19 protein-coding genes are annotated in these 18,853 nt (G+C 68.5%); 8 read left to right on the forward strand and 11 right to left on the reverse strand.

The annotated features are described in order from the left end of the window. Nucleotides 1-743 (reverse strand): dicarboxylate/amino acid:cation symporter (locus COC42_RS00005; protein ID WP_141395746.1); only part of this gene is annotated, 743 nt, incomplete at its 3' end. Between the two features lie 114 nt (nucleotides 744-857). On the opposite strand from COC42_RS00005, the gene alaS reads away from it, so the two are divergent. Further along, nucleotides 858-3,503, forward strand: a complete 2,646-nt coding sequence (gene alaS, locus COC42_RS00010; RefSeq protein WP_096341278.1) for an alanine--tRNA ligase — start codon at nucleotides 858-860, stop codon at nucleotides 3,501-3,503. A 164-nt stretch (nucleotides 3,504-3,667) separates the two neighbouring features. On the opposite strand, the gene fdxA is transcribed toward alaS, so the two are convergent. The 4 genes from fdxA to COC42_RS00030 form a co-directional block, all read right to left on the reverse strand. After that, the gene (gene fdxA / locus COC42_RS00015) at nucleotides 3,668-4,009 is read right to left on the reverse strand and encodes a ferredoxin FdxA (protein WP_096341279.1); all 342 of its coding nucleotides are present in this window, start codon (nucleotides 4,007-4,009) and stop codon (nucleotides 3,668-3,670) included. 36 nt (nucleotides 4,010-4,045) lie between these two features. Next, a complete protein-coding gene (locus COC42_RS00020) occupies nucleotides 4,046-4,384 on the reverse strand; it encodes an RNA-binding S4 domain-containing protein (protein ID WP_096341280.1) in 339 nt (112 codons plus the stop codon). After that, the gene (locus COC42_RS00025) at nucleotides 4,341-6,866 is read right to left on the reverse strand and encodes a helicase-related protein (RefSeq protein ID WP_096341281.1); all 2,526 of its coding nucleotides are present in this window, start codon (nucleotides 6,864-6,866) and stop codon (nucleotides 4,341-4,343) included. The genes COC42_RS00020 and COC42_RS00025 overlap by 44 nt, the downstream gene beginning before the upstream one ends. Nucleotides 6,867-7,018: 152 nt before the next feature. Further along, entirely contained in the window at nucleotides 7,019-7,708 is a 690-nt protein-coding gene (locus COC42_RS00030) for a GcrA family cell cycle regulator (RefSeq protein WP_096341282.1), read from the reverse strand. A 121-nt stretch (nucleotides 7,709-7,829) separates the two neighbouring features. Here COC42_RS00030 and COC42_RS00035 point away from each other — a divergent pair, with 121 nt between their 5' ends. The 6 genes from COC42_RS00035 (at nucleotide 7,830) to COC42_RS00060 (ending at nucleotide 13,543) form a co-directional block, all read left to right on the forward strand. After that, nucleotides 7,830-8,630, forward strand: coding sequence for an ABC transporter permease (locus tag COC42_RS00035; protein WP_096342967.1), 801 nt, complete (start codon nucleotides 7,830-7,832; stop codon nucleotides 8,628-8,630). 229 nt (nucleotides 8,631-8,859) lie between these two features. Then, the gene (locus COC42_RS00040) at nucleotides 8,860-10,056 is read left to right on the forward strand and encodes an aspartate aminotransferase family protein (RefSeq protein WP_096341283.1); all 1,197 of its coding nucleotides are present in this window, start codon (nucleotides 8,860-8,862) and stop codon (nucleotides 10,054-10,056) included. A gap of 133 nt (nucleotides 10,057-10,189) precedes the next feature. Beyond that, entirely contained in the window at nucleotides 10,190-11,107 is a 918-nt protein-coding gene (gene argF, locus COC42_RS00045; RefSeq protein ID WP_096341284.1) for an ornithine carbamoyltransferase, read from the forward strand. Nucleotides 11,108-11,364: 257 nt separating this feature from the next. Beyond that, nucleotides 11,365-12,285, forward strand: a complete 921-nt coding sequence (hslO, locus tag COC42_RS00050; protein WP_096341285.1) for an Hsp33 family molecular chaperone HslO — start codon at nucleotides 11,365-11,367, stop codon at nucleotides 12,283-12,285. Nucleotides 12,286-12,392: 107 nt separating this feature from the next. Beyond that, nucleotides 12,393-12,800, forward strand: coding sequence for a DUF3617 domain-containing protein (locus tag COC42_RS00055; protein ID WP_245843739.1), 408 nt, complete (start codon nucleotides 12,393-12,395; stop codon nucleotides 12,798-12,800). A gap of 125 nt (nucleotides 12,801-12,925) precedes the next feature. Then, nucleotides 12,926-13,543 (forward strand): hypothetical protein, encoded by a 618-nt coding sequence (locus COC42_RS00060; RefSeq protein WP_245843740.1) that lies wholly within the window; start codon nucleotides 12,926-12,928, stop codon nucleotides 13,541-13,543. Here the strand turns inward: COC42_RS00060 and COC42_RS00065 are convergent. Continuing rightward, nucleotides 13,529-14,413 carry an S-methyl-5'-thioadenosine phosphorylase gene (locus COC42_RS00065; protein WP_096341287.1) on the reverse strand — a complete coding sequence of 295 codons (885 nt, stop codon included), beginning with the start codon at nucleotides 14,411-14,413 and terminating at the stop codon, nucleotides 13,529-13,531. The two genes, COC42_RS00060 and COC42_RS00065, sit on opposite strands and share 15 nt — an antisense overlap. A 53-nt stretch (nucleotides 14,414-14,466) precedes the next feature. Between COC42_RS00065 and COC42_RS00070 the strand changes: the two genes are divergently transcribed. Continuing rightward, a complete protein-coding gene (locus tag COC42_RS00070; protein WP_096341288.1) occupies nucleotides 14,467-14,880 on the forward strand; it encodes a DUF2147 domain-containing protein in 414 nt (137 codons plus the stop codon). Between the two features lie 110 nt (nucleotides 14,881-14,990). On the opposite strand, the gene COC42_RS00075 is transcribed toward COC42_RS00070, so the two are convergent. The 5 genes from COC42_RS00075 to sufC are packed head-to-tail and all read right to left on the reverse strand — an operon-like array spanning nucleotide 14,991 to nucleotide 18,837. Beyond that, nucleotides 14,991-15,344 carry a HesB/IscA family protein gene (locus COC42_RS00075; RefSeq protein WP_096341289.1) on the reverse strand — a complete coding sequence of 118 codons (354 nt, stop codon included), beginning with the start codon at nucleotides 15,342-15,344 and terminating at the stop codon, nucleotides 14,991-14,993. 1 nt (nucleotide 15,345) lies between these two features. After that, a complete protein-coding gene (locus COC42_RS00080) occupies nucleotides 15,346-15,813 on the reverse strand; it encodes an SUF system Fe-S cluster assembly protein (protein WP_096341290.1) in 468 nt (155 codons plus the stop codon). Then, nucleotides 15,813-17,027, reverse strand: a complete 1,215-nt coding sequence (locus tag COC42_RS00085; RefSeq protein WP_096341291.1) for an aminotransferase class V-fold PLP-dependent enzyme — start codon at nucleotides 17,025-17,027, stop codon at nucleotides 15,813-15,815. Before COC42_RS00085 ends, COC42_RS00080 begins: the two co-directional genes overlap by 1 nt. Next, nucleotides 17,024-18,097, reverse strand: a complete 1,074-nt coding sequence (locus COC42_RS00090) for a SufB/SufD family protein (protein WP_342747268.1) — start codon at nucleotides 18,095-18,097, stop codon at nucleotides 17,024-17,026. The genes COC42_RS00085 and COC42_RS00090 overlap by 4 nt, the downstream gene beginning before the upstream one ends. Further along, nucleotides 18,094-18,837, reverse strand: coding sequence for a Fe-S cluster assembly ATPase SufC (gene sufC, locus COC42_RS00095; protein WP_096341293.1), 744 nt, complete (start codon nucleotides 18,835-18,837; stop codon nucleotides 18,094-18,096). The genes COC42_RS00090 and sufC overlap by 4 nt, the downstream gene beginning before the upstream one ends. Nucleotides 18,838-18,853: the final 16 nt, after the last annotated feature.

The following is an 18,853-nucleotide window of genomic DNA, read 5'->3' on the forward strand; positions in this document are numbered from 1 at the left end:
CCGACGCCGATCAGCAGCAGCCAGAGCAGCCCCATGCCGAGATAGAAGGTGCCCATGAAGTAGGCGAGGCTGCCGATGATCCCCGCGCCCCGCTCGGCAAGCGTCCCGGCCACCGCCGCGAACACGGCGAGGGGGGCGAAACGCATGACGTAGTTCGTCACCTGAAGGATGACCTGCGCCAACGCCTCGACCCCGCGCAGGAGCGGCGCGGCCTTCTCGCCCACCGCGGTCATGGCGACGCCGATGAACAGGCTGGCGACGACGATCTGCAGGATCTCGTTGGTGGCCATCGCCTCGACGATCGAGGCGGGGACGATGTGGGTGACGAAATCCTTCAGGTTGAACGCCGCCTTGTCGACGCCCGACGCCGCATCGGCGGCGGGGATCGGGATGTTGAGGCCCACCCCCGGCTGGAAGAAGTTGACGAGGATCAGGCCCAAGGTGAGCGAGATCAGGCTGGCGCACAGGAACCACCCGATCGCGCGTCCGCCGACCCGCCCCAACGCTGCGGTGTCGCCCATATGCGCGATGCCCGACACCAAGGTCGCGAAGACCAGCGGCGCGATGATCATCTTGATGAGCCGCAGGAACAGGCTCGTCACGATCGAGAAATAGCCGGCGATCTCCTTGAGCCGCGCATCCCCCGCGCCGCCGCCGTCGGTCAGCGAGAGGTTGAGCGTCAGCCCGACGACGATGCCGAGGACAAGGCCGATCAGGATGTACAGGGTCAGGCGCTTGGCCACGCAGTCACTCCGGCAACGATGTTCCGGGGTGGGATGCCGATCAAAGCGGGGGAGCGCAACCCCGGCTCCCGCTTGCCGCTTGAGCCCGGACGCGGCCTCGCATAAGCGGCGAGCATGACCTCGACCAACGACATTCGCCGCTCGTTCCTCGACTATTTCGCCGGGGAGGGGCATGCGAAGGTGCCGTCCGCACCCCTGATCCCGCAGAACGACCCGACGCTGATGTTCGTCAATGCGGGCATGGTGCCGTTCAAGAACGTGTTCACCGGGTTGGAGAGCCGCCACTATTCGACGGCGACGTCTAGCCAGAAGTGCGTGCGCGCGGGCGGCAAGCACAACGACCTCGACAATGTCGGCTATACCGCGCGGCATCACACCTTCTTCGAGATGCTCGGCAACTTCTCGTTCGGCGACTATTTCAAGGATCGCGCGATCGAGCTCGCCTGGAACCTCGTCACGCGTGAATGGGGGCTGGCGAAGGACCGGCTGACCGTCACCGTCTATCACACCGACGACCAGGCGTTCGACCTGTGGAAAAAGATCGCCGGCTTGCCCGACGATCGCATCATCCGCATCGCCACCAAGGACAATTTCTGGGCGATGGGTGCGGACGGGCCGTGCGGGCCTTGCTCGGAGATTTTCTTCGATCACGGCGACCATATTTGGGGCGGCCCGCCGGGAAGTGCGGAGGAGGACGGTGACCGTTTCGTCGAGATTTGGAACCTCGTCTTCATGCAGCATCTGCAGGAGGCGGACCAGATCGTCGGCGACCTGCCGCGCCCGTCGATCGACACCGGCATGGGGCTGGAGCGCGTCGCCGCGGTCATGCAGGGCGTTCACGACAATTACGATACCGACACCTTCAAGGCGCTGATCGCCGAGAGCGTCGCGCTGACCGGCACCACAGCCGAGGGCGAGGCACGCGCGAGCCACCGCGTGATCGCCGATCACCTGCGCGCCTCCGGCTTCCTCGTCGCGGACGGCGTGCTGCCGGCCAATGAGGGGCGCGGCTATGTCCTTCGCCGGATCATGCGCCGGGCGATGCGGCATGCGCACCTCCTGGGTGCCAAGGACCCGCTGATGCACCGGCTGGTCGGCGGGCTGGTCGCGCAGATGGGCGCTGCCTTTCCCGAACTTGCCCGCGCGCAATCGCTGATCGAGACGACGCTGGAGCAGGAGGAGACGCGCTTCCGCCGCACGCTCGCCAACGGGCTTCGATTGCTCGACGAGGCGACGGCGGGGATGGACGAGGGCGCGACGCTGCCCGGCGAGACGGCGTTCAAGCTCTACGACACTTATGGGTTCCCCTACGACCTGACCGAGGACGCGCTGCGGGCGCAGGGCCTGTCGGTCGATCGTGCGGGCTTCGACACGGCGATGGCCGAGCAGAAGCGCGCCGCCCGCGCCGCGTGGAAGGGGTCGGGCGAGAAGGCGTCGGACGAGCTCTGGTACGACCTCGCCGAGGAGGCCGGCGCGACCGAGTTCATCGGCTATTCGGCTGAGGAGGGCGAGGGACAGGTCGTCGCCATCGTCAAGAATGGGGTTCGTGTCGATCGCGCTGCTGCGGGCGAGGCGGTGGAAGTGGTAGTCAACCAGACGCCCTTCTATGGCGAGAGCGGCGGTCAGGTCGGCGATGCCGGCACGCTGACGACCGAGGGCGGCGTACGGGCGGCGGTCAACGACGTGCAGAAGCATCTCGGCCGTATCTTCGCGCATCAGGCCACGATCGAGGCGGGCGAATTGAAGGTCGGCGATGCGGTCCACCTGACCGTCGATCATGCGCGCCGCGGCGCGATCCGCGCCAACCATTCGGCGACGCACCTGCTGCACGAGGCGCTTCGCGAGCGGCTCGGCACCCATGTCGCGCAGAAGGGCAGCCTCGTCGCGCCCGAGCGGCTGCGCTTCGACTTCTCGCAGCCAACGGCCGTGACTGCGGAGCAGATGGCCGCCGTCGAGGCCGATGTGAACGCGCAGATCCGCGGCAACGGCGCGGTCTCGACCCGGCTGATGACACCCGAGGACGCGATCGCCGAGGGCGCGATGGCGCTGTTCGGCGAGAAGTACGGCGACGAGGTCCGCGTCGTGTCGATGGGCACCACCGCCGATGGCTCGACCTATTCGCTCGAGCTGTGCGGTGGGACGCATGTCCGCGCGCTCGGCGACATCGGCCTGTTCAAGGTGGTGGGCGAAAGCGCGGTGAGCTCGGGCGTGCGCCGGGTCGAGGCGCTGACAGGCGAGGCGGCGCGCGCCTATCTCGCCGGCCGGGACGAGAAGCTTCGCGAGGCGGCGGCGGTGCTGAAGGCGAGCCCCGACGAAGTCCCCGCGCGCGTTGCAGCTTTGGTCGAGGAGCGTCGTCGCCTTGAGCGCGAGCTTGCAGAAGCGAAGAAGGCGCTGGCGCTTGGCGGCGGCGGCGCGGCGGTCGCGGGGCCGGAGCAGGTGGGCGGCGTCAACTTCGTCGGCCGCGTGCTCGACGGGCTCGAGGCGAAGGCGCTGCGCGGCGCGGTGGACGAGGAGAAGGCGCGAATCGGCTCCGGCGTCGTCGTGCTGGTGGCAGTCAATGACGGCCGCGCGTCGGTGGCGGTGGGCGTGACCGACGATCTGGTCGGGGCGAAAAGCGCGGTCGATCTGGTCAAGCTGGCGGTCGCGGCGCTGGGCGGGCAGGGCGGCGGCGGTCGGCCCGACATGGCGCAGGGCGGCGGGCCGGACGGGTCAGCCGGCGATGCGGCGATCGCGGCGGTGCGCGCTGTACTGGCGGGGTAATTCTCGACGAAGAAGCGTCATCCTGGATGACGCTTCGACTAGAGCGTTTCCTCCCGGACGATCGTCACCTCGGACTTAATTCGGGGTCCCTTCGTCGCTTCCGCAAACGAAAAGGGGCGCAGCGATCAGACCGCTGCGCCCCTCTCTGCGTCAGGCGGACGCGCTCAATCCCCGGCGCCGGGCTCCGCCGAGAAATACTTGTCGTACTTGCCCTCGACGCCCTTGAACTCGTCGGCGTCGGGCGGGGTCTGACCGGCATTGCGCGTGACGTTGGGCCATTGGGCGGAGAAGGTGTTGTTGAGCTCGAGCCACTTCTCCAGCCCGCTCTCGGTGTCGGGCAGGATCGCCTCGGCCGGGCATTCGGGCTCGCATACGCCGCAGTCGATGCACTCGCTGGGGTTGATGACGAGCATGTTCTCGCCCTCATAGAAGCAATCGACCGGACACACCTCGACGCAATCCATATACTTGCAGCGGATGCAGGCGTCGGTGACGACGTAGGTCATTGTCGGGTCAGCTCCAGTCGGAAAACGCGGCCCCTGCTATGCGGCAGCGCCCGGTGCGTCAACGCCCTTGGCGCGGGCGGGGTCCAGGTCGACATAGCAGCCCTGCGCCTCGGGTGCGGGGCCGCGGCGATGGGGCAGCGCCTCGACACGGATCACGCGGACGTGGCCGTGAAGCGGGAAGGCGAGCACCGACCCCACCCGCACGCACGCATGCGCCCGGTCGATCCGCCGCCCGTCGAGGCGGAGCGTCCCCGCCTCGGCAATCGCCTGCGCGGCGCTCCGCGTCTTGGCGAAGCGCGTGTACCAGAGGAAGAGGTCGAGCCGCTGCCCGTCAGCCACCGCGAAGGTCCAGCCCGGCGAGTGCGGCAAAGGCATTGCCTGGCCGCGGCGCGGCGGGCGCCGGCGCCTCACGCCGCCGCGGCCGCCCTCGCCAGGTCCAGGCGGGCGCCTCGCCCTCGCGCGGGTCGTGGCGGAAGCCGAGCATCGCCATCAGCCGCGCGAACGTCGCGGGCGCCAGCCCGATCGAGGTCGCGAGCGCCGGGTCGGGGACGAAGGGCTTGCGCCCCTCGCGAGCGTCATGTGCCGCCCGCGCGATCCGCTCGACCAAGTCGACGCGCACGAACTGGCCGCCGATCCGGCGGAAGCCGGGGGCTGGCTGAGTGAGCACGGTCGCGCCCGGCGGCGGTGCTTCGCCCGGCGGAAGAGCCCCGCGCGCAGCGGCCAGTGCGCGCCGCCAGCGCGTCGGCTCGGGCTTGAGCAGCCGGGGGTCAAACACGTCGAGCGTGCCGATGACGATCCCCGCCCGCCGCAGCCACCTCCGCGGTCCGCCGTCCAGCGTGTCGAGCGATGAGGCCAACGCCTCACGCGGGGCGATGCCGCCCATATCGGACAGGGCGGCGATGAAGGCGCGGAGCGGCCCCGGCGCATCGGGGTCGCGCACCGCCCGGTCGAGGGTGACGAGCGCGGGCACCTGCCGCTTGACCTGCCCCTCGATCCAGGCCTCGATCCGCGCGCGCACCTTGTCGCGCAGCGGTCGGTCGAGGCAATCGAGCGCGCGGTCGAGCACCACCTGCGGCCGCGTCAGCAGCGGACCGCCCTCCAGCCGTGCAACCGCATGTCCCTGCCAGACGATCGCGAGCGACGCATCGTCGAGGGCGAGCGCGTCGTCCGCCGCGTCGACCAGTGCCGCGCCGCGCCTCGCGAACTCGCCCGACAGCCGCTTCTCGGCCGCCGAGAGCAGCAGCCGCTTGTCCGCCGCTCGTGCTTCCGGCGCGACGCGGAAGCGGAAGCCGTCGATGCGGCCGAGTTCGTGCTCCTCGACGGTCACCTCGCCCTCCGGGCCGACGACGACGGGCAGGTGGCCGGCCCCCGCGCCGATCTGGCGAAGGAGCACCGTCGTCCGCTTGTCGACGAAGCGCTGTGTCAGGCTGGCGTGGAGCGCGTCGGAGAGTCGCTCCTCAAGCTCACGGGTGCGGCCCGCCCAGTGCGCGGGATCCTCCAGCCAGTCGCTGCGATGCGCGATATAGGCCCAGCTGCGCGCCGCCGCGATGCGTCCGGCCAGCGTCTCGACATCGCCGTCGAGCCGGTCGAGCCGGGCGATCTCGTCGGCGAACCACTGGTGGGGCAGGTGCCCGCGCCCCTCGGACAGATGCTGGAACACGCGGCCGACAAAGCGAGCGTGCGGATCAACACCGAGCTTGCGAAATTCGGGCAGTCCGCACGCCGCCCACAATCGGCGCACGATCGCAGGATGGCGGGCGCGGGCGCGTACCCAGTCCTCCTCCGCCAGCTTCTTGAGCACCGCGAGGTCCACCGCCTGCGGCGCGGCGCGCAGCACCTCGTCGTGCGGCTTGCGCTCCAGACTTTCGATCAGCGCGTCGAGCGAAGCGAAATCGGGCGACCCCTCGCGCCAGTAGAGGTGGGCTAGCGACGGGACTTGGTGCTCCTCGATCGCCAGAACTTCCTCGGGGGTGAATGCGCCCGGCCCCTCGTCGACCAGCGCGCCGAAGCTGCCGTCGCGCTGGTGCCGCCCCGCGCGGCCGGCGATCTGCGCCATTTCGGCGATGGTCAGCCGGCGGCGGCGATGGCCGTCGAACTTGTGCAGGCCGGCGAAAGCGACATGCGCCACGTCCATGTTGAGGCCCATGCCGATCGCATCGGTGGCGACGAGATAATCGACCTCGCCCGCCTGAAACATCGCTACCTGTGCGTTGCGGGTGCGGGGGCTGAGCGCGCCCATCACCACCGCCGCGCCGCCGCGCAGGCGGCGGATCGCCTCGGCCACGGCGTACACTTCCTCGGCGGAGAAGGCGACGATCGCCGAGCGCTTCGGGAGGCGGGAGAGCTTGCGTGCGCCGGCATAGCTGAGCGTCGAGAATCTTGGACGGCCGATGATCTCGGCATCGGGGACCAGCGCCTTGAGCATTGGCCGCAGCGAATTCGAGCCGAGTATCATCGTCTCGGCATAGCCGCGCGCGTGAAGCAGCCGGTCGGTGAAGACATGGCCACGTTCGGGATCGGCGCCCAGCTGCGCCTCGTCGATGCCGACGAACGCGGCCTCGCGCTCGATGCCCGTCGCTTTGGCGGCGCTGCCGTTTAGCAGGGGCATCGATTCGACGGTGCAGAGGAACCACTTGGCCTGGGGCGGGACGATCCGCTCCTCGCCGGTGACGAGCGCGACCTGATGCTCGCCCTTCACCTTGACGACGCGGTCATAGACCTCGCGGGCGAGCAGGCGGAGCGGGAAGCCCATGATGCCGCTGGCGTGCCCCATCATCCGCTCGACCGCGAGATGGGTCTTGCCCGTGTTGGTCGGCCCCAGCACCGCCGTGACCGGGCTACGCGCGAACTGCGTCATGGTGGGGCCAACATCGGGCCGCACGCGCGCGGGCGCAAGGGTGAGATTTGTCTCACTTCGTCGCCCCGGGCCTGTTCCGGGGTCCCGCTTCTTCCTCCTGAATCAGGAAGAGAAGCAGGATCCCGGCTCAAGCCCGGGATGACGATAAGGGATCAGCGGACCCGCGGGCCGCCATAGGGGAGCGGCGGCGGGGGGCGGCGGTCGCGGCGTGGGAGCTGCGCCTGATAGGCGTGCCCGCAATGCTCGACGCAGTACGGGAAGCCCGGATTCACCTTGTCACCGCAGAAGTGGAAGTCGGGCTCGCCCGGATGGCCGATCGGCCACTTGCAGACGCGGTCGTTGAGATCGAGCAGGCTCGTCTTGCCCGCGATCGCCTCCGACGGGCGCGCGGGGACGAGGCGACGGGGCGGTGCGGGCGTGCTCGGCGGGGCCTGCTCGCCGGGGTTCTGGCGCACGAAGCCGCCGGGACCGACCGAGCGCAGCTCGGGCTGGCGCGGCGCGGGCGCGGTGGGCATCGCCGTCGGGATCGAGGGGCCGTCGTCGAACACGTCGTCCCCGTCATCATCGGCTTCGGCCGCGATGGGCGGCGGGGCGGCGGGCGCCTGCGGCTTGGGCGCAGGTGCTGCGGGCTTTGCCGCCTCGACCGCGGGCGCGGGCGCAGGCTTTTCGGCATCTGCATTCGCCTTGACCGGCGAAGGGCGCGGCTTGAGGCCCAGGCGGTGCGCCTTGCCGATCACCGCGTTGCGGCTGATCCCGCCCAGTTCCTCGGCGATCTGGCTCGCCGTCATGCCCGATTCCCACATCCGGGTCAGCGTGTCGATGCGTTCCTCGGTCCAGCTCATTTCGGTCGTTTTCCCAATTCCAGATCGTCCGCATGTCGCCTTGCGGCCAGGGGCGCCAGCGATTAGTCGCCGGGCCATGGCCAGCGAACCCCAGCCTTCCCAGCCGTTGCCCACCGACGACATGCTGCCCCCGCCCGGCGTGCCGGTGATTCGGCGCGTCAATTGGGGGGGCTTGCAGGCACTCTATGTGAAGGAGGTGCGCCGGTTCTTCAAGGTGCAGCTCCAGACGATCTGGGCACCCGCGGTGACGACGCTCCTCTATCTCGTCATCTTCACCGTCGCGCTGGGCGGATCGGGGCGGACGGTGATGGGCGTTCCCTTCGCGCAGTTCATCGCGCCGGGGCTGATCGTAATGGGGATGCTCCAGAACGCCTTTGCCAATGCCAGCTTCTCGCTGCTCGTCGGCAAGATCCAGGGGACGATCGTCGATTACCTGATGCCGCCCCTGTCCACCGGTGAGCTACTGGCGGCGCTGGTCGGCGCGTCGGTGACGCGCGCGGTGCTGGTGGGCGGGGCGGTTTGGCTGGCGATGGCGCTGTGGGGTGTCGATGTCTGGCCGCGGCATCCGCTCGCGATCCTGTGGTTTGGGCTGTTCGGGTCGGCGATGCTGGCGCTGGTGGGCGTCGTGACGTCGATGTGGGCGGAGAAGTTCGACCATGCCGCGGCGGTCACCAACTTCGTCATCGCGCCCTTGTCGCTGCTGTCGGGCACCTTCTATTCGGTCGAGGCACTGAGCCCGGCGTTTCGCGCGATCAGCCACGCCAACCCGTTCTTCTACATCATTTCCGGCTTCCGCTTCGGCTTCCTCGAGCGGGCGGATTCGAACGTCCTGATTGGCGGTGCGGTGTTGCTGGCCGTCGATATCGCGCTCGCCGTGCTTTGCTACGCGCTGCTGCGGCGCGGGTGGCGAATCAAGAGTTAGGGCGTGTTCGGATCACGCGGAGGCGCAGCGACGTGCGAGGCGTGGCTTGGGGGCGTGAGCGAAAGTTGCTTCGCCGCGACCAGGCGGCTTCCCTCGTTTGCGTGTGACCGCATGAACCCGATCTCCTTCTTCTTGACCCCAAACCACGCCCGGTCGTAGAGGGTCCCACAGGGCGGCCGCGAGGGTCGCCCTTTCGCGTTCCGGTCTTTATCACGTCAGGAGTGATCCCATGCCGATGCCCGCACTCATGCCCGTCTATCCGCGGTGCGATGTGCGCCCGGTGCGAGGCGAGGGGTGCTACCTGATCGGCGAACGCGGCGAGCGCTATCTCGATTTCGCGAGCGGCATCGCGGTCAATGCACTGGGTCACGGCCACCCGCACCTGACCAAGGCGATCCAGGAACAGACCGCGACGCTGATGCATGTCAGCAACCTCTACGGCAGCCCCCAGGGCGAGGCGCTGGCGCAGCGGATCGTCGACAACAGCTTCGCCGATACGGTGTTCTTCACCAATTCGGGCGCCGAGGCGGTCGAGTGCGCGATCAAGACCGCGCGCCGCTATCATCACGTCAACGGCAACCCCGAGCGGCACACGCTCATCACCTTCGACACTGCGTTCCACGGCCGCACGCTCGGCGCGATCTCGGCCACCAACCAGGCCAAGATGCGCGACGGGTTCGAGCCGCTGCTGCCGGGCTTCGCCTATGCGACGTTCAACGATCTCGAAGGCGCGCTGGCGCTGATCGACGACCACACCGCGGGCTTCCTCGTCGAGCCGGTTCAGGGCGAGGGTGGCATCCGCCCCGCTTCCCCCGAGTTCCTCCATGGCCTGCGTAAGGCGTGCGACGAGCGCGGCCTGCTGCTCGTCCTCGACGAGGTGCAGTGCGGCTACGGCCGGACGGGCAAGTTCTGGGCGCATGAGCATTACGGCGTCGTCCCTGACATCGTCGCCGCGGCCAAGGGAATCGGCGGCGGCTTTCCGCTGGGCGCGTGCCTCGCGACCGAGGAAGCGGCCAAGGGCATGGTGTTCGGCACCCATGGCTCGACCTATGGCGGCAATCCGCTCGGCATGGCGGCGGGGCAGGCGATCCTCGACGTGATCCTCGAGGACGGGTTTTTCGAAGGCGTGAAGGCGAAGGGTGACCGACTGCGCCAGGGGCTCGAGCAGATGATCCCCAATCATGACCATTTGTTCGACAGCGTCCGCGGCATGGGCCTGATGCTGGGCCTCAAGATCAAGGAGCCGGCTGTCTGCCGCGACTTCGTCGCGCATTGCCGCGACCATCATGGCCTGTTGCTGGTGGCCGCGGGCGAGAATGTCGTGCGCATCCTTCCGCCGCTGGTGATCGAGGAAAGCCACATCGCCGAGGCGATCGAGAAGCTGTCCGATGCGGCACGCGCGTTCGTGCCGGTGAGCGAGGACTGATCTGAGCCTCCCCGGCAAGGGGAGGGGAATCGGCCGCAGGCTGGTGGAGGGGGAGAGCGGCAAGCGGTGAGGCGGGGCGGCGCCCCTCCACCGCCCTCCGCGGTGCTCCTCCCCCCGAGCGGGGAGGATGAGAATGCGCCATTTCCTGAACCTGTCCGATGCCGGCCCCGACGGCTGCGCTGCGATCCTCGCCGACGCGCTCGACCGCAAGCGGGCGCGCACCGGCTGGACGAAGGGCCGCGTCGATGCCGACGCGCCGCTCGCCGGTCATGTCCTGGCGATGATCTTCGAGAAGAACTCGACCCGCACGCGTGTCAGCTTCGACATGGCGATGCGGCAGCTGGGCGGGCAGGCGCTGGTGATGGACGCCGGCTCGATGCAGCTCGGCCGCGGCGAGACGGTGGCCGACACCGCGCGCGTCCTGTCGCGCTATGTCGACGGCATCATGATCCGTACCGACGACCATGCCAAGGTAGAGGAAATGGCGCGCCATGCGACCGTGCCTGTCATCAACGGCCTCACCGACTTCTCGCACCCCTGCCAGATCATGGCGGACCTGCTGACGATCCTCGACACCGGCCGCTCGCTGCCGGGGCTGAAGGTCGCGTGGCTGGGCGACGGCAACAACGTCCTCGCCTCGATCGTCGAGGCGGCGGGGATCTTCGGCTTCGACGTCGTGTCTGCGTGCCCTCAGGGGTTCCAGCCGGATGAGACGGTGCTGTCGCTCGGCAAGGGGCGCGCCACCTGCGTCGCCCAACCGGACGAGGCGGTCGAGGGCGCCGACGTGGTCGTTACCGACACCTGGATCTCGATGGGCCAGGCGCATGCCGAGGCGAAGCTCGCGGCGATGATGCCGTATCAGGTCGATGCCGCGCTGATGGCGAAGGCCAAGCCGGGCGCCGCGTTCCTCCACTGCCTGCCCGCGCATCGCGGCGAGGAAGTGACGGCCGAGGTCATCGACGGGCCGCAGTCGCTGATCTGGGACGAGGCAGAGAACCGGCTGCACGCGCAGAAATCGATCCTGCGCTGGTGCTTCGGCCAGATCGGGTAAGGAAGACAGCGGGACCCTGGATCAGGTCCAAGGTGGCGCAGTTGGAATTGCGTGCGTTTTAACCATACCCGTCACGACTGCCTTGAGCCAGATCCGGTTTCTTCTGCCCGTTGCGAACGCTCGCGGCGCGCCTATCTACAACTCTCGCCATCAAAACCCGTTCGCCCTGAGCTTGTCGAAGGGCTGTCCTTTCTTCTCGGGCTGAGAAGCAAGGCAGGACGGGGCTTCGACAAAGCTCAGCCCGAACGGTATCCGACATGTCCCACCTGCCGCTGCCCCCCACCGACATCGATCGCGCGATCGGCTTCACGCTGCCCGACCGGCATGCGCGCGGGCGCGTCGCGCGGCTGGGGCCGGTGCTCGACGAGATCCTGTCGGCGCACGCCTATCCACCGGTGATCGAGCGGCTGCTGGCGGAGGCGCTGACGCTCGCTGCGCTGCTCGGCTCGACGCTGAAGGACGTCGACGGCCAGCTCACGCTCCAGGCGCAGACGCAGCGCGGCATCGTCAGCCTGATGGTCTGTGACTATCAGGGCGGGCGGCTGCGCGGCTATGTCCAGTTCGATGCGGAGCGGCTGTCGCGGCTCGGCAAGAAGCCGTCGATCCACGCGCTGTTCAACAAGGGCTATCTGGCCGTCACCTTCGACCAGGCATCCACCAACGAGCGTTACCAGGGCATCGTCCCGCTCGACGGCGACACGCTATCGGAGGCGGCGCAGGCCTATTTCATGCAGTCGGAGCAGATCCCCAGCCTCGTCACCCTCGGCTCGCGCCGGGGCGAGGACGGTCGGATCGTCGCCGGCGGCCTGTTCCTCCAGCATCTGCCCGAGGGCGAGGTCGGACGCGAGCGGCTGCATGCGCGTGAGGATCATCCCGAATGGAAGCATGTAGAGGCGCTGGCCGCGACGATGGGGCAGGACGAGCTCGCCGACCCGTCGCTTCCGCTCGAGAACCTCGTCTGGCGGCTGTTCAACGAGGAGCGCGAGGTGCGGACGCTAGTCGGCGTCGACCTGAAGCGCGGCTGCCGCTGCGATCCGGACTATATCCGCTCGGTCATCGCCAAGTTCCCCGAGGCGGACCGTGCGGAGATGGCCGACGAGAACGGTGTCATCTCGGTCGATTGTGCCTTTTGCGCCACGAAGTTTCCGGTCCCGCTGGCCGAGATCGTCGACAGCTGAACCGATCCTTGCAAGCGCGAGGCGGACTTCCCATCTGATTTACTGTACGGCGGCGTCGGGTAAAGATCGGCGCCGCCGCTTCGCATCGGGATCGGGGAGTTTCGGGGATGGCGATGGTCAGGGGGTATGGCGTGTTGGCCGGCGCGTTGCTGGCGATGGGCGCCGGCCTTGCCGCCGCCGCGCCGGCACAGGCACCTGCACTCAAGGTGCTGGCTCAGATCGAGCCCGGACGCTGGCAGCTGCGCGAAATCGACAGCAAGACCGAGCGGGCGGTCTGCGTCAGCGACCCGCGCATCCTGATCCAGCTGCACCATGGCGCTGCCCAGTGCTCGCGCTTCATCGTCGACAATCAGGCGACCACGGGCACCGTCCACTACACCTGCTCAGGGGCGGGACATGGGCGCACGACGATTGCGGTCGAGACGCCGCGGCTGGTGCAGATCCGGACCCAGGGCCTCGCCAATGGCCTTCCCTTTCAGAGCGAGATCGAGGCGCGTCGGCTCGGCAGCTGCTGAACGCGCGGCGTATCAGCCTGGGATTGCGCCCGAACGAGGCGATTGCGCGCGGTGTCGGTGGTCCGGTAAGCCCGCCGACGCTAAGCCCGGCGTAGGCCGAAGGGGATCCGACCTTGCGCAAACCCATGACCGTCGCCGCCCTGACCGAACTGGGCCGCGTGCAGCTTTCGCCCAATTTCTTCATGCGCGACTTCCTCTATTCGGAAGTGGCAGCGATCTATGGCCTCTCCAACATTCCCGACAATCCCGACCTGGCGATCGAGGCGGGCAAGCGGTTGTGCACCGAATTGCTCGAGCCGCTGCAGGATGCTTTCGGACGGATCGCGATCCGCTCGGCCTATCGCTCGGCGGAGGTCAACCGGATGGGCAATGCCAAGGGGCATAACTGCGCGCCCAACGACCGCAACCACGCCGCGCATATCTGGGACGTGCGGGACGCGAAGGGCCATATGGGCGCGACCGCGTGCATCGTGGTGCCGAGCTTCGCCAACCGCTTCTACCAGCCGGGCGACTGGAAGCGGCTGGCCTGGTGGGTGCACGACCATCTGCCCTATGCGACCATGGAGTTTTTCCCCGTGCGCTGGGCCTTTAATCTCGGCTGGCACGAGGCGCCGGCGCGGATGATCTACAGCCATGTTCCCGACGCGCGCGGCTATCTGACCAAGCCCGGCATGGCGAACCATGAGGGAAGCCACGAGGCCGAGTGGACGGGCATTTTGCCCCGACCTTCAAGGCCGGGGTGACTTGAGGTGGAGAACGCGGCCCGCCACCGCATCCAGCTTTGCCAGCAATTCGGGATCGCGCGCGCCGGGCGCCGTAATCAGCGCGGCATCCAGGCACGTGTCGATGGGCGAGGCCGGTCGCTCGGTAGGCAGCGCGCGAAGCAGCGCGACGACCATGGCCCGCGCCTTTGCGGCATTGGCCGACAGCTGGCGGATCACCGCGGCGACATCGACCGCTTCCTCGCCCTCGCGCCAGCAGTCGTAATCGGTGACCATGCCGACGAGCGCGTAGGGTAGCTCTGCCTCACGCGCGAGGCGGGCTTCGGGCATCGCGGTCATGCCGATGACGTCGCAGCCCCATTGGCGATAGAGAAGACTCTCGGCCCGCGTCGAGAATTGCGGCCCCTCCATTGCGAGATAGGTACCGCCGCGATGCACCGCCGCGCCGGCGGCTTCGGCCGCGTCGGCGGCGAGTGCGGAAAGGCGCGGACACACCGGGTCGGCCATCGACACATGCGCGACCATGCCCGTACCGAAGAAGCTCGACGGCCGCCCCTTGGTGCGGTCGATGAACTGGTCGACGATGGTGAAGGTCCCCGGCGCGCGCTCCTCGGCCAGACTGCCGACCGAGGACACGGCAAGCACGTCGGTGACGCCGAGCCGCTTCAACGCATCGATATTGGCGCGCGCGTTGAGGTCCGAAGGCTCGATCCGGTGCCCGCGCCCATGCCGCGGCAGGAAGGCGACGCCGACATGGCCCACACGCCCGGTATAGATGGCATCGGAGGGCTTGCCCCACGGCGTCTCGACCTCGACCCAGCGGCCGTCCTCGATACCCTCGACATCGTAAAGGCCCGACCCGCCGATGATCCCGATCGTCCAGCCGCTCATGCCCCGATCCCCAGTCATTGCCGTGAAAGCATCCGCGCCCTAGTCAGGGCGGCATGAAGCATAAAGCCCTGTTCGCCGCCGCCCTGACGGGCTTGTCCGCAACCGCCGCCACGGCGGCCGAGCCGATCGCCGGCCGCTGGCTGACCGAAGGGGGCCAGGCGATCGTCGCGATCAAGCCATGCGGGCCGAACCTGTGCGGCTCGATCGAGCGCGTGGTCAAGCCGACGCCCGGCGGACCGACTACCGACGCCAAAAACCCCAACCCGGCGCTGCGCAGCCGGCCCTATGTCGGGCTGACGATTCTCAGCGATTTCAAGAACAGCGGCGACGACTGGCGCGGGCAGATCTACGACCCCAAGTCGGGCAAGACCTATCGCTCGATCCTGAAGGCCGAGGGCGGCAAGCTCGACGTCAAGGGATGCGTGGCGGTGTTCTGCCGCAGCCAGACCTGGACAAGGGTGCGGTAGACCTTCGCCTCATCCTCCGTCTGCGCTGAGCTTGTCGAAGCACTGCTTTTCCCTCCGGTGTTGAGGAGAAGGCCAGCCCTTCGACAAGCCCGAGAGCAAGCGGTGGGCGTTCAGACCGTAAAGCTCTCGCCGCAGCCGCAGGCGCCCTTGGCGTTCGGATTGGCGAACACGAACCCGGCGGTGAAGTCGTCCTCGACCCAGTCCATCGTCGAGCCGATGAGGTACAGCACCGACCCGCCATCGACGAAGAAGGTGCCGCCCGGCGTCTCGATCCGCTCGTCCATCGGGCTGGCGGCCGTTACGTAATCGACCGAATAGGCGAGGCCCGAACAGCCGCGGCGGGGGGTCGACAGCTTGACGCCGATCGCGCCCTCGGGCGCACGTGACATCAGGTCGGCGACACGCGCCTCGGCAGCGGGGGTCAGGTGGATCGCCTGCGGGCGGGCGCGGGTGGTCGTCGTCATCTCAGAGCATCCCGAGTTCGAGGCGCGCCTCGTCGGACATCTTCATCGGGTCCCAGGGCGGGTCCCAGACGAGGTTGACGTCGACCGCGCCGACGCCGGGCACGCTACCCACGCGCAGTTCGACCTCGGTCGGCATCGATTCGGCGACGGGGCAGTGCGGCGTCGTGAGAGTCATCGTGACCGCGGCATGGCCGTCGTCCGACACCTCGACACCGTAGATCAGGCCCAGGTCATAGATGTTGACCGGAATCTCGGGGTCGTAAATGTCCTTCAGCGCCTCGATGATCCCGTCATAGACCGCGCCGCCGGGCTGGCCGGCGGCGGTGCCCTCGGGCTTCTGCGCGAGGAAGCCGTCAAGATAGTCGCGCGTCCGTTCGGCGCGCGGCGCAGCCTCCTCGGCGTCGCTCACGCGCGCGCGGGGCGGGGGCGCCACGGCATCGACTTCTTCGACCTTGATGTTGTCAGCCATCATCCAAAAATCCGTGTAACCCGTTCAATTCCCTCGACCAGCGCGGCAACGTCGCGCGGGCCGTTATAGACGCCGAAGCTCGCGCGCGCGGTCGCTGGAACGCCGAGCGCTTCCATCAGCGGCTGCGCGCAATGGTGGCCCGCGCGGATCGCCACCCGTCCTTCGTCCAAGATGGTGCCGACATCGTGCGGATGCACCCCCTCGACCATGAAGCTGACGATCCCGGCCGAGTCCGCGGGCCCGAACAGCCGCACCGAGTTGAGCGAAGACAGTGCCTCGCGCGTTTGCGTTACCAGTGCGCTTTCGTGCGCGTGGATCGCGCCAAGCCCGATCGCCTCGACATAATCGATCGCGGCATGGAGGCCGAGTACACCGACGATATGCGGCGTCCCCGCCTCGAACCGCGCGGGCGGCGGGGCGTAGGTCGTGCCGGCGAACGACACCTTGTCGATCATCGCGCCGCCGCCCTGATACGGCGGCATGCCTGCGAGCAGCTCGCCGCGGCCCCACAGAACGCCGATCCCGGTCGGGCCGTAGAGCTTGTGCGCGGAAAACACGTAGAAGTCGCAATCGAGCGCCGCCACATCGACGGACAGCCGCGGCACCGCCTGGCATCCGTCGAGCAGCAGCTTCGCGCCGACGCCGTGCGCCAGATCAGCGGCGCGGCGCGCGTCGAGCACCGCGCCGGTCACATTCGACACATGGGCGAGCGCCACCAGCTTGTGCGCGGGCGTGAGCATCGCCGCCATGGCGTCGAGGTCGATCGCGTGATCGGGGGTGAGCGGAACCACATCGATCGCGGCGCCGACGCGCTCGGCAATGAGCTGCCATGGTACGATGTTCGAATGATGCTCGAGCTGAGACAGGAGGATGCGGTCGCCGGCCTTGAGCTGCGTGCCGGCCCAGCTTTGCGCGACGAGGTTGATCCCCTCGGTCGCGCCGCGCACGAACACGCATTCGTCGGGGCTCGCCGCGCCGATGAACCCCGCTACCCGTCGCCGCGCCGCCTCATAGGCGAGCGTCATGTCGGCCGATCGCTGATACACGCCACGATGCACCGTGGCATAGGTCGTGTCGTAGGCGCGCGTGATCGCATCGATGACGGCCCGCGGCTTCTGCGCCGTCGCGGCGGTGTCGAGATAGGCCCAGCCCGGCGGGATCGCCGGGAAGTCGGCAAGCCGGTCGAGCGGGCGGGCATCGGCTAGGGTGGTCATAGCGCCTCGCTCAGCCACGCTTCGGCATCGGCGGCGAACGCCTCGCGCACGGCATCCTCGCCGATCCGGTCGATCGCATCAGCGACGAAGGCGCGGGTCAGCATCGCCTTGGCCGGCCCTTCGGGCAGGCCGCGCGACTGGAGGTAGAACAATGCCTGTCGGTCGAGTTCGCCGACCGTTGCGCCATGCGCGCACTTCACATCGTCTGCGAAAATTTCGAGCTCGGGCTTGAGGTTCACCGTCGCCGTCCGGTGCAAGAGAAGCCCGCGAAGCGACTGTTCGCCATCGGTTTTCTGTGCACCGCGCGCCACATCGACGCGCGCCGCCAGGCTGACGGCCGAACGGTCGGCGGCGACCGCGCGCCAAATCTGGCGGCTCGCCCCGTCGAGTGCCGCGTGGCGGACGGTCACGGCGCATTCCTGCCGCTGCTCGCCGCGGGTCAGCAGCGCACCCCCCATCTCGGCGAACCCACCGTCACCGGCGACGACGAGTTCGCCGTCGACGCGGCTCGATGCGCCGCCGGCACCGAGAAAGACACTCGCGAGGCTCGCCGCCTGGCCGATCTCTGCTTCTTCACGCAATGACACGAAGCCGCTTGCCTGGAGCAGCCGCACCGACCGCATCAGTCGCGCTCCCTCGGCAAGACGGATCGTCGTCAGTCGGTTGGTCCAGCCATTGCCGACGAACGTTTCAACGACCGACGCCACGGCGTCGCGGCCAAGTTCGATCAGGCCGGGAAGATGGTTCTCGTTGCCGGTCGCGACATGGACGATCTGGATGCCGGTGACGGCTCGCTCGGCATCGAGCGTCAACCGCCAGCCGGTCCCCGCCGTCGCCGACCCGAGCGGATGCGCGGTGACAGGCGCGATCGGCTCGATCGACACTTCACCCGGCGTGCTAAGATCGAGCTGGAACTCACCATCGCGGAACACGAGCCGCGGACCGTCGCCCTCGATCCACAGCCCCTCGATCGCCGGCACGCCACCGCGCACCGTCGCCCTGGCCGCTTCCAGCGCCGCGAGGTCGGTCCACCGCCAGGCTTCCATCCGGTTGGTGGGCAGCTGCGTCACGCCGCGATCGCCCCATAGCCTTCGCGCTCGAGTTCGTGCGCGAGTTCGGGCCCGCCCGAGCGGATGATCCGCCCGTCGGCGAGCACATGCACGAAGTCGGGGCGGACATAATCGAGCAGGCGCTGATAATGGGTAATCAGCACCACCGCCTTGTCGGGCGCGCGCATGATCCGGTTGATGCCGTCGCCGACGATCCTGAGCGCGTCGATGTCGAGGCCGCTGTCGGTTTCGTCGAGCACGGCGAGACGTGGGTTCAGAATGCCCATCTGCACCATCTCGTTGCGCTTCTTCTCACCGCCCGAAAAGCCGACATTGACGGGCCGCTTGAGCATCTCGGCATCCATACCGAGCGCCGCCGCCTGCGCGCGCGCCAGTTTGAGGAACTCGGCGCCGGACAGAGGCTCTTGCCCGCGCGCGCGCCGCTGACTGTTGAGCGCCTCGCGCAGGAACTGGAGGTTGGAGACGCCGGGAATCTCGACCGGGTACTGGAAGCCGAGGAACAGGCCGGCGGCGGCGCGCTCATGCGCATCCATCTCGAGCAGGTCGGCGCAGTCGAGCGCGACGGTGCCGCCCGTGACCTCATAGGCCGCCCGCCCGCCGAGGACATAGCCGAGCGTCGACTTGCCCGCGCCGTTCGGACCCATGATCGCATGCACTTCGCCAGCATTCACGGCGAGCGAAAGGCCCTTGAGGATCGGCTTGCCGTCGATTTCGGCGTGAAGATTATCGATTTGAAGCATGGGCTTGGCTATTCTT

Source organism: Sphingomonas spermidinifaciens, from assembly GCF_002351485.1.
Taxonomy (GTDB): domain Bacteria; phylum Pseudomonadota; class Alphaproteobacteria; order Sphingomonadales; family Sphingomonadaceae; genus Sphingomonas; species Sphingomonas spermidinifaciens.

Bases quoted from the DNA above. Each gene is read 5' to 3' on its own strand.
- alaS (WP_096341278.1), top strand. From the start codon at position 858: ATGACCTCGACCAACGACATTCGCCGCTCGTTCCTCGACTATTTCGCC.
- fdxA (WP_096341279.1), bottom strand. From the start codon at position 4,009: ATGACCTACGTCGTCACCGACGCCTGCATCCGCTGCAAGTATATGGAT.
- COC42_RS00020 (WP_096341280.1), bottom strand. From the start codon at position 4,384: ATGCCTTTGCCGCACTCGCCGGGCTGGACCTTCGCGGTGGCTGACGGG.
- COC42_RS00025 (WP_096341281.1), bottom strand. From the start codon at position 6,866: ATGACGCAGTTCGCGCGTAGCCCGGTCACGGCGGTGCTGGGGCCGACC.
- COC42_RS00030 (WP_096341282.1), bottom strand. From the start codon at position 7,708: ATGAGCTGGACCGAGGAACGCATCGACACGCTGACCCGGATGTGGGAA.
- COC42_RS00035 (WP_096342967.1), top strand. From the start codon at position 7,830: ATGCTGCCCCCGCCCGGCGTGCCGGTGATTCGGCGCGTCAATTGGGGG.
- COC42_RS00040 (WP_096341283.1), top strand. From the start codon at position 8,860: ATGCCGATGCCCGCACTCATGCCCGTCTATCCGCGGTGCGATGTGCGC.
- argF (WP_096341284.1), top strand. From the start codon at position 10,190: ATGCGCCATTTCCTGAACCTGTCCGATGCCGGCCCCGACGGCTGCGCT.
- hslO (WP_096341285.1), top strand. From the start codon at position 11,365: ATGTCCCACCTGCCGCTGCCCCCCACCGACATCGATCGCGCGATCGGC.
- COC42_RS00055 (WP_245843739.1), top strand. From the start codon at position 12,393: ATGGCGATGGTCAGGGGGTATGGCGTGTTGGCCGGCGCGTTGCTGGCG.
- COC42_RS00060 (WP_245843740.1), top strand. From the start codon at position 12,926: ATGACCGTCGCCGCCCTGACCGAACTGGGCCGCGTGCAGCTTTCGCCC.
- COC42_RS00065 (WP_096341287.1), bottom strand. From the start codon at position 14,413: ATGAGCGGCTGGACGATCGGGATCATCGGCGGGTCGGGCCTTTACGAT.
- COC42_RS00070 (WP_096341288.1), top strand. From the start codon at position 14,467: ATGAAGCATAAAGCCCTGTTCGCCGCCGCCCTGACGGGCTTGTCCGCA.
- COC42_RS00075 (WP_096341289.1), bottom strand. From the start codon at position 15,344: ATGACGACGACCACCCGCGCCCGCCCGCAGGCGATCCACCTGACCCCC.
- COC42_RS00080 (WP_096341290.1), bottom strand. From the start codon at position 15,813: ATGGCTGACAACATCAAGGTCGAAGAAGTCGATGCCGTGGCGCCCCCG.
- COC42_RS00085 (WP_096341291.1), bottom strand. From the start codon at position 17,027: ATGACCACCCTAGCCGATGCCCGCCCGCTCGACCGGCTTGCCGACTTC.
- sufC (WP_096341293.1), bottom strand. From the start codon at position 18,837: ATGCTTCAAATCGATAATCTTCACGCCGAAATCGACGGCAAGCCGATC.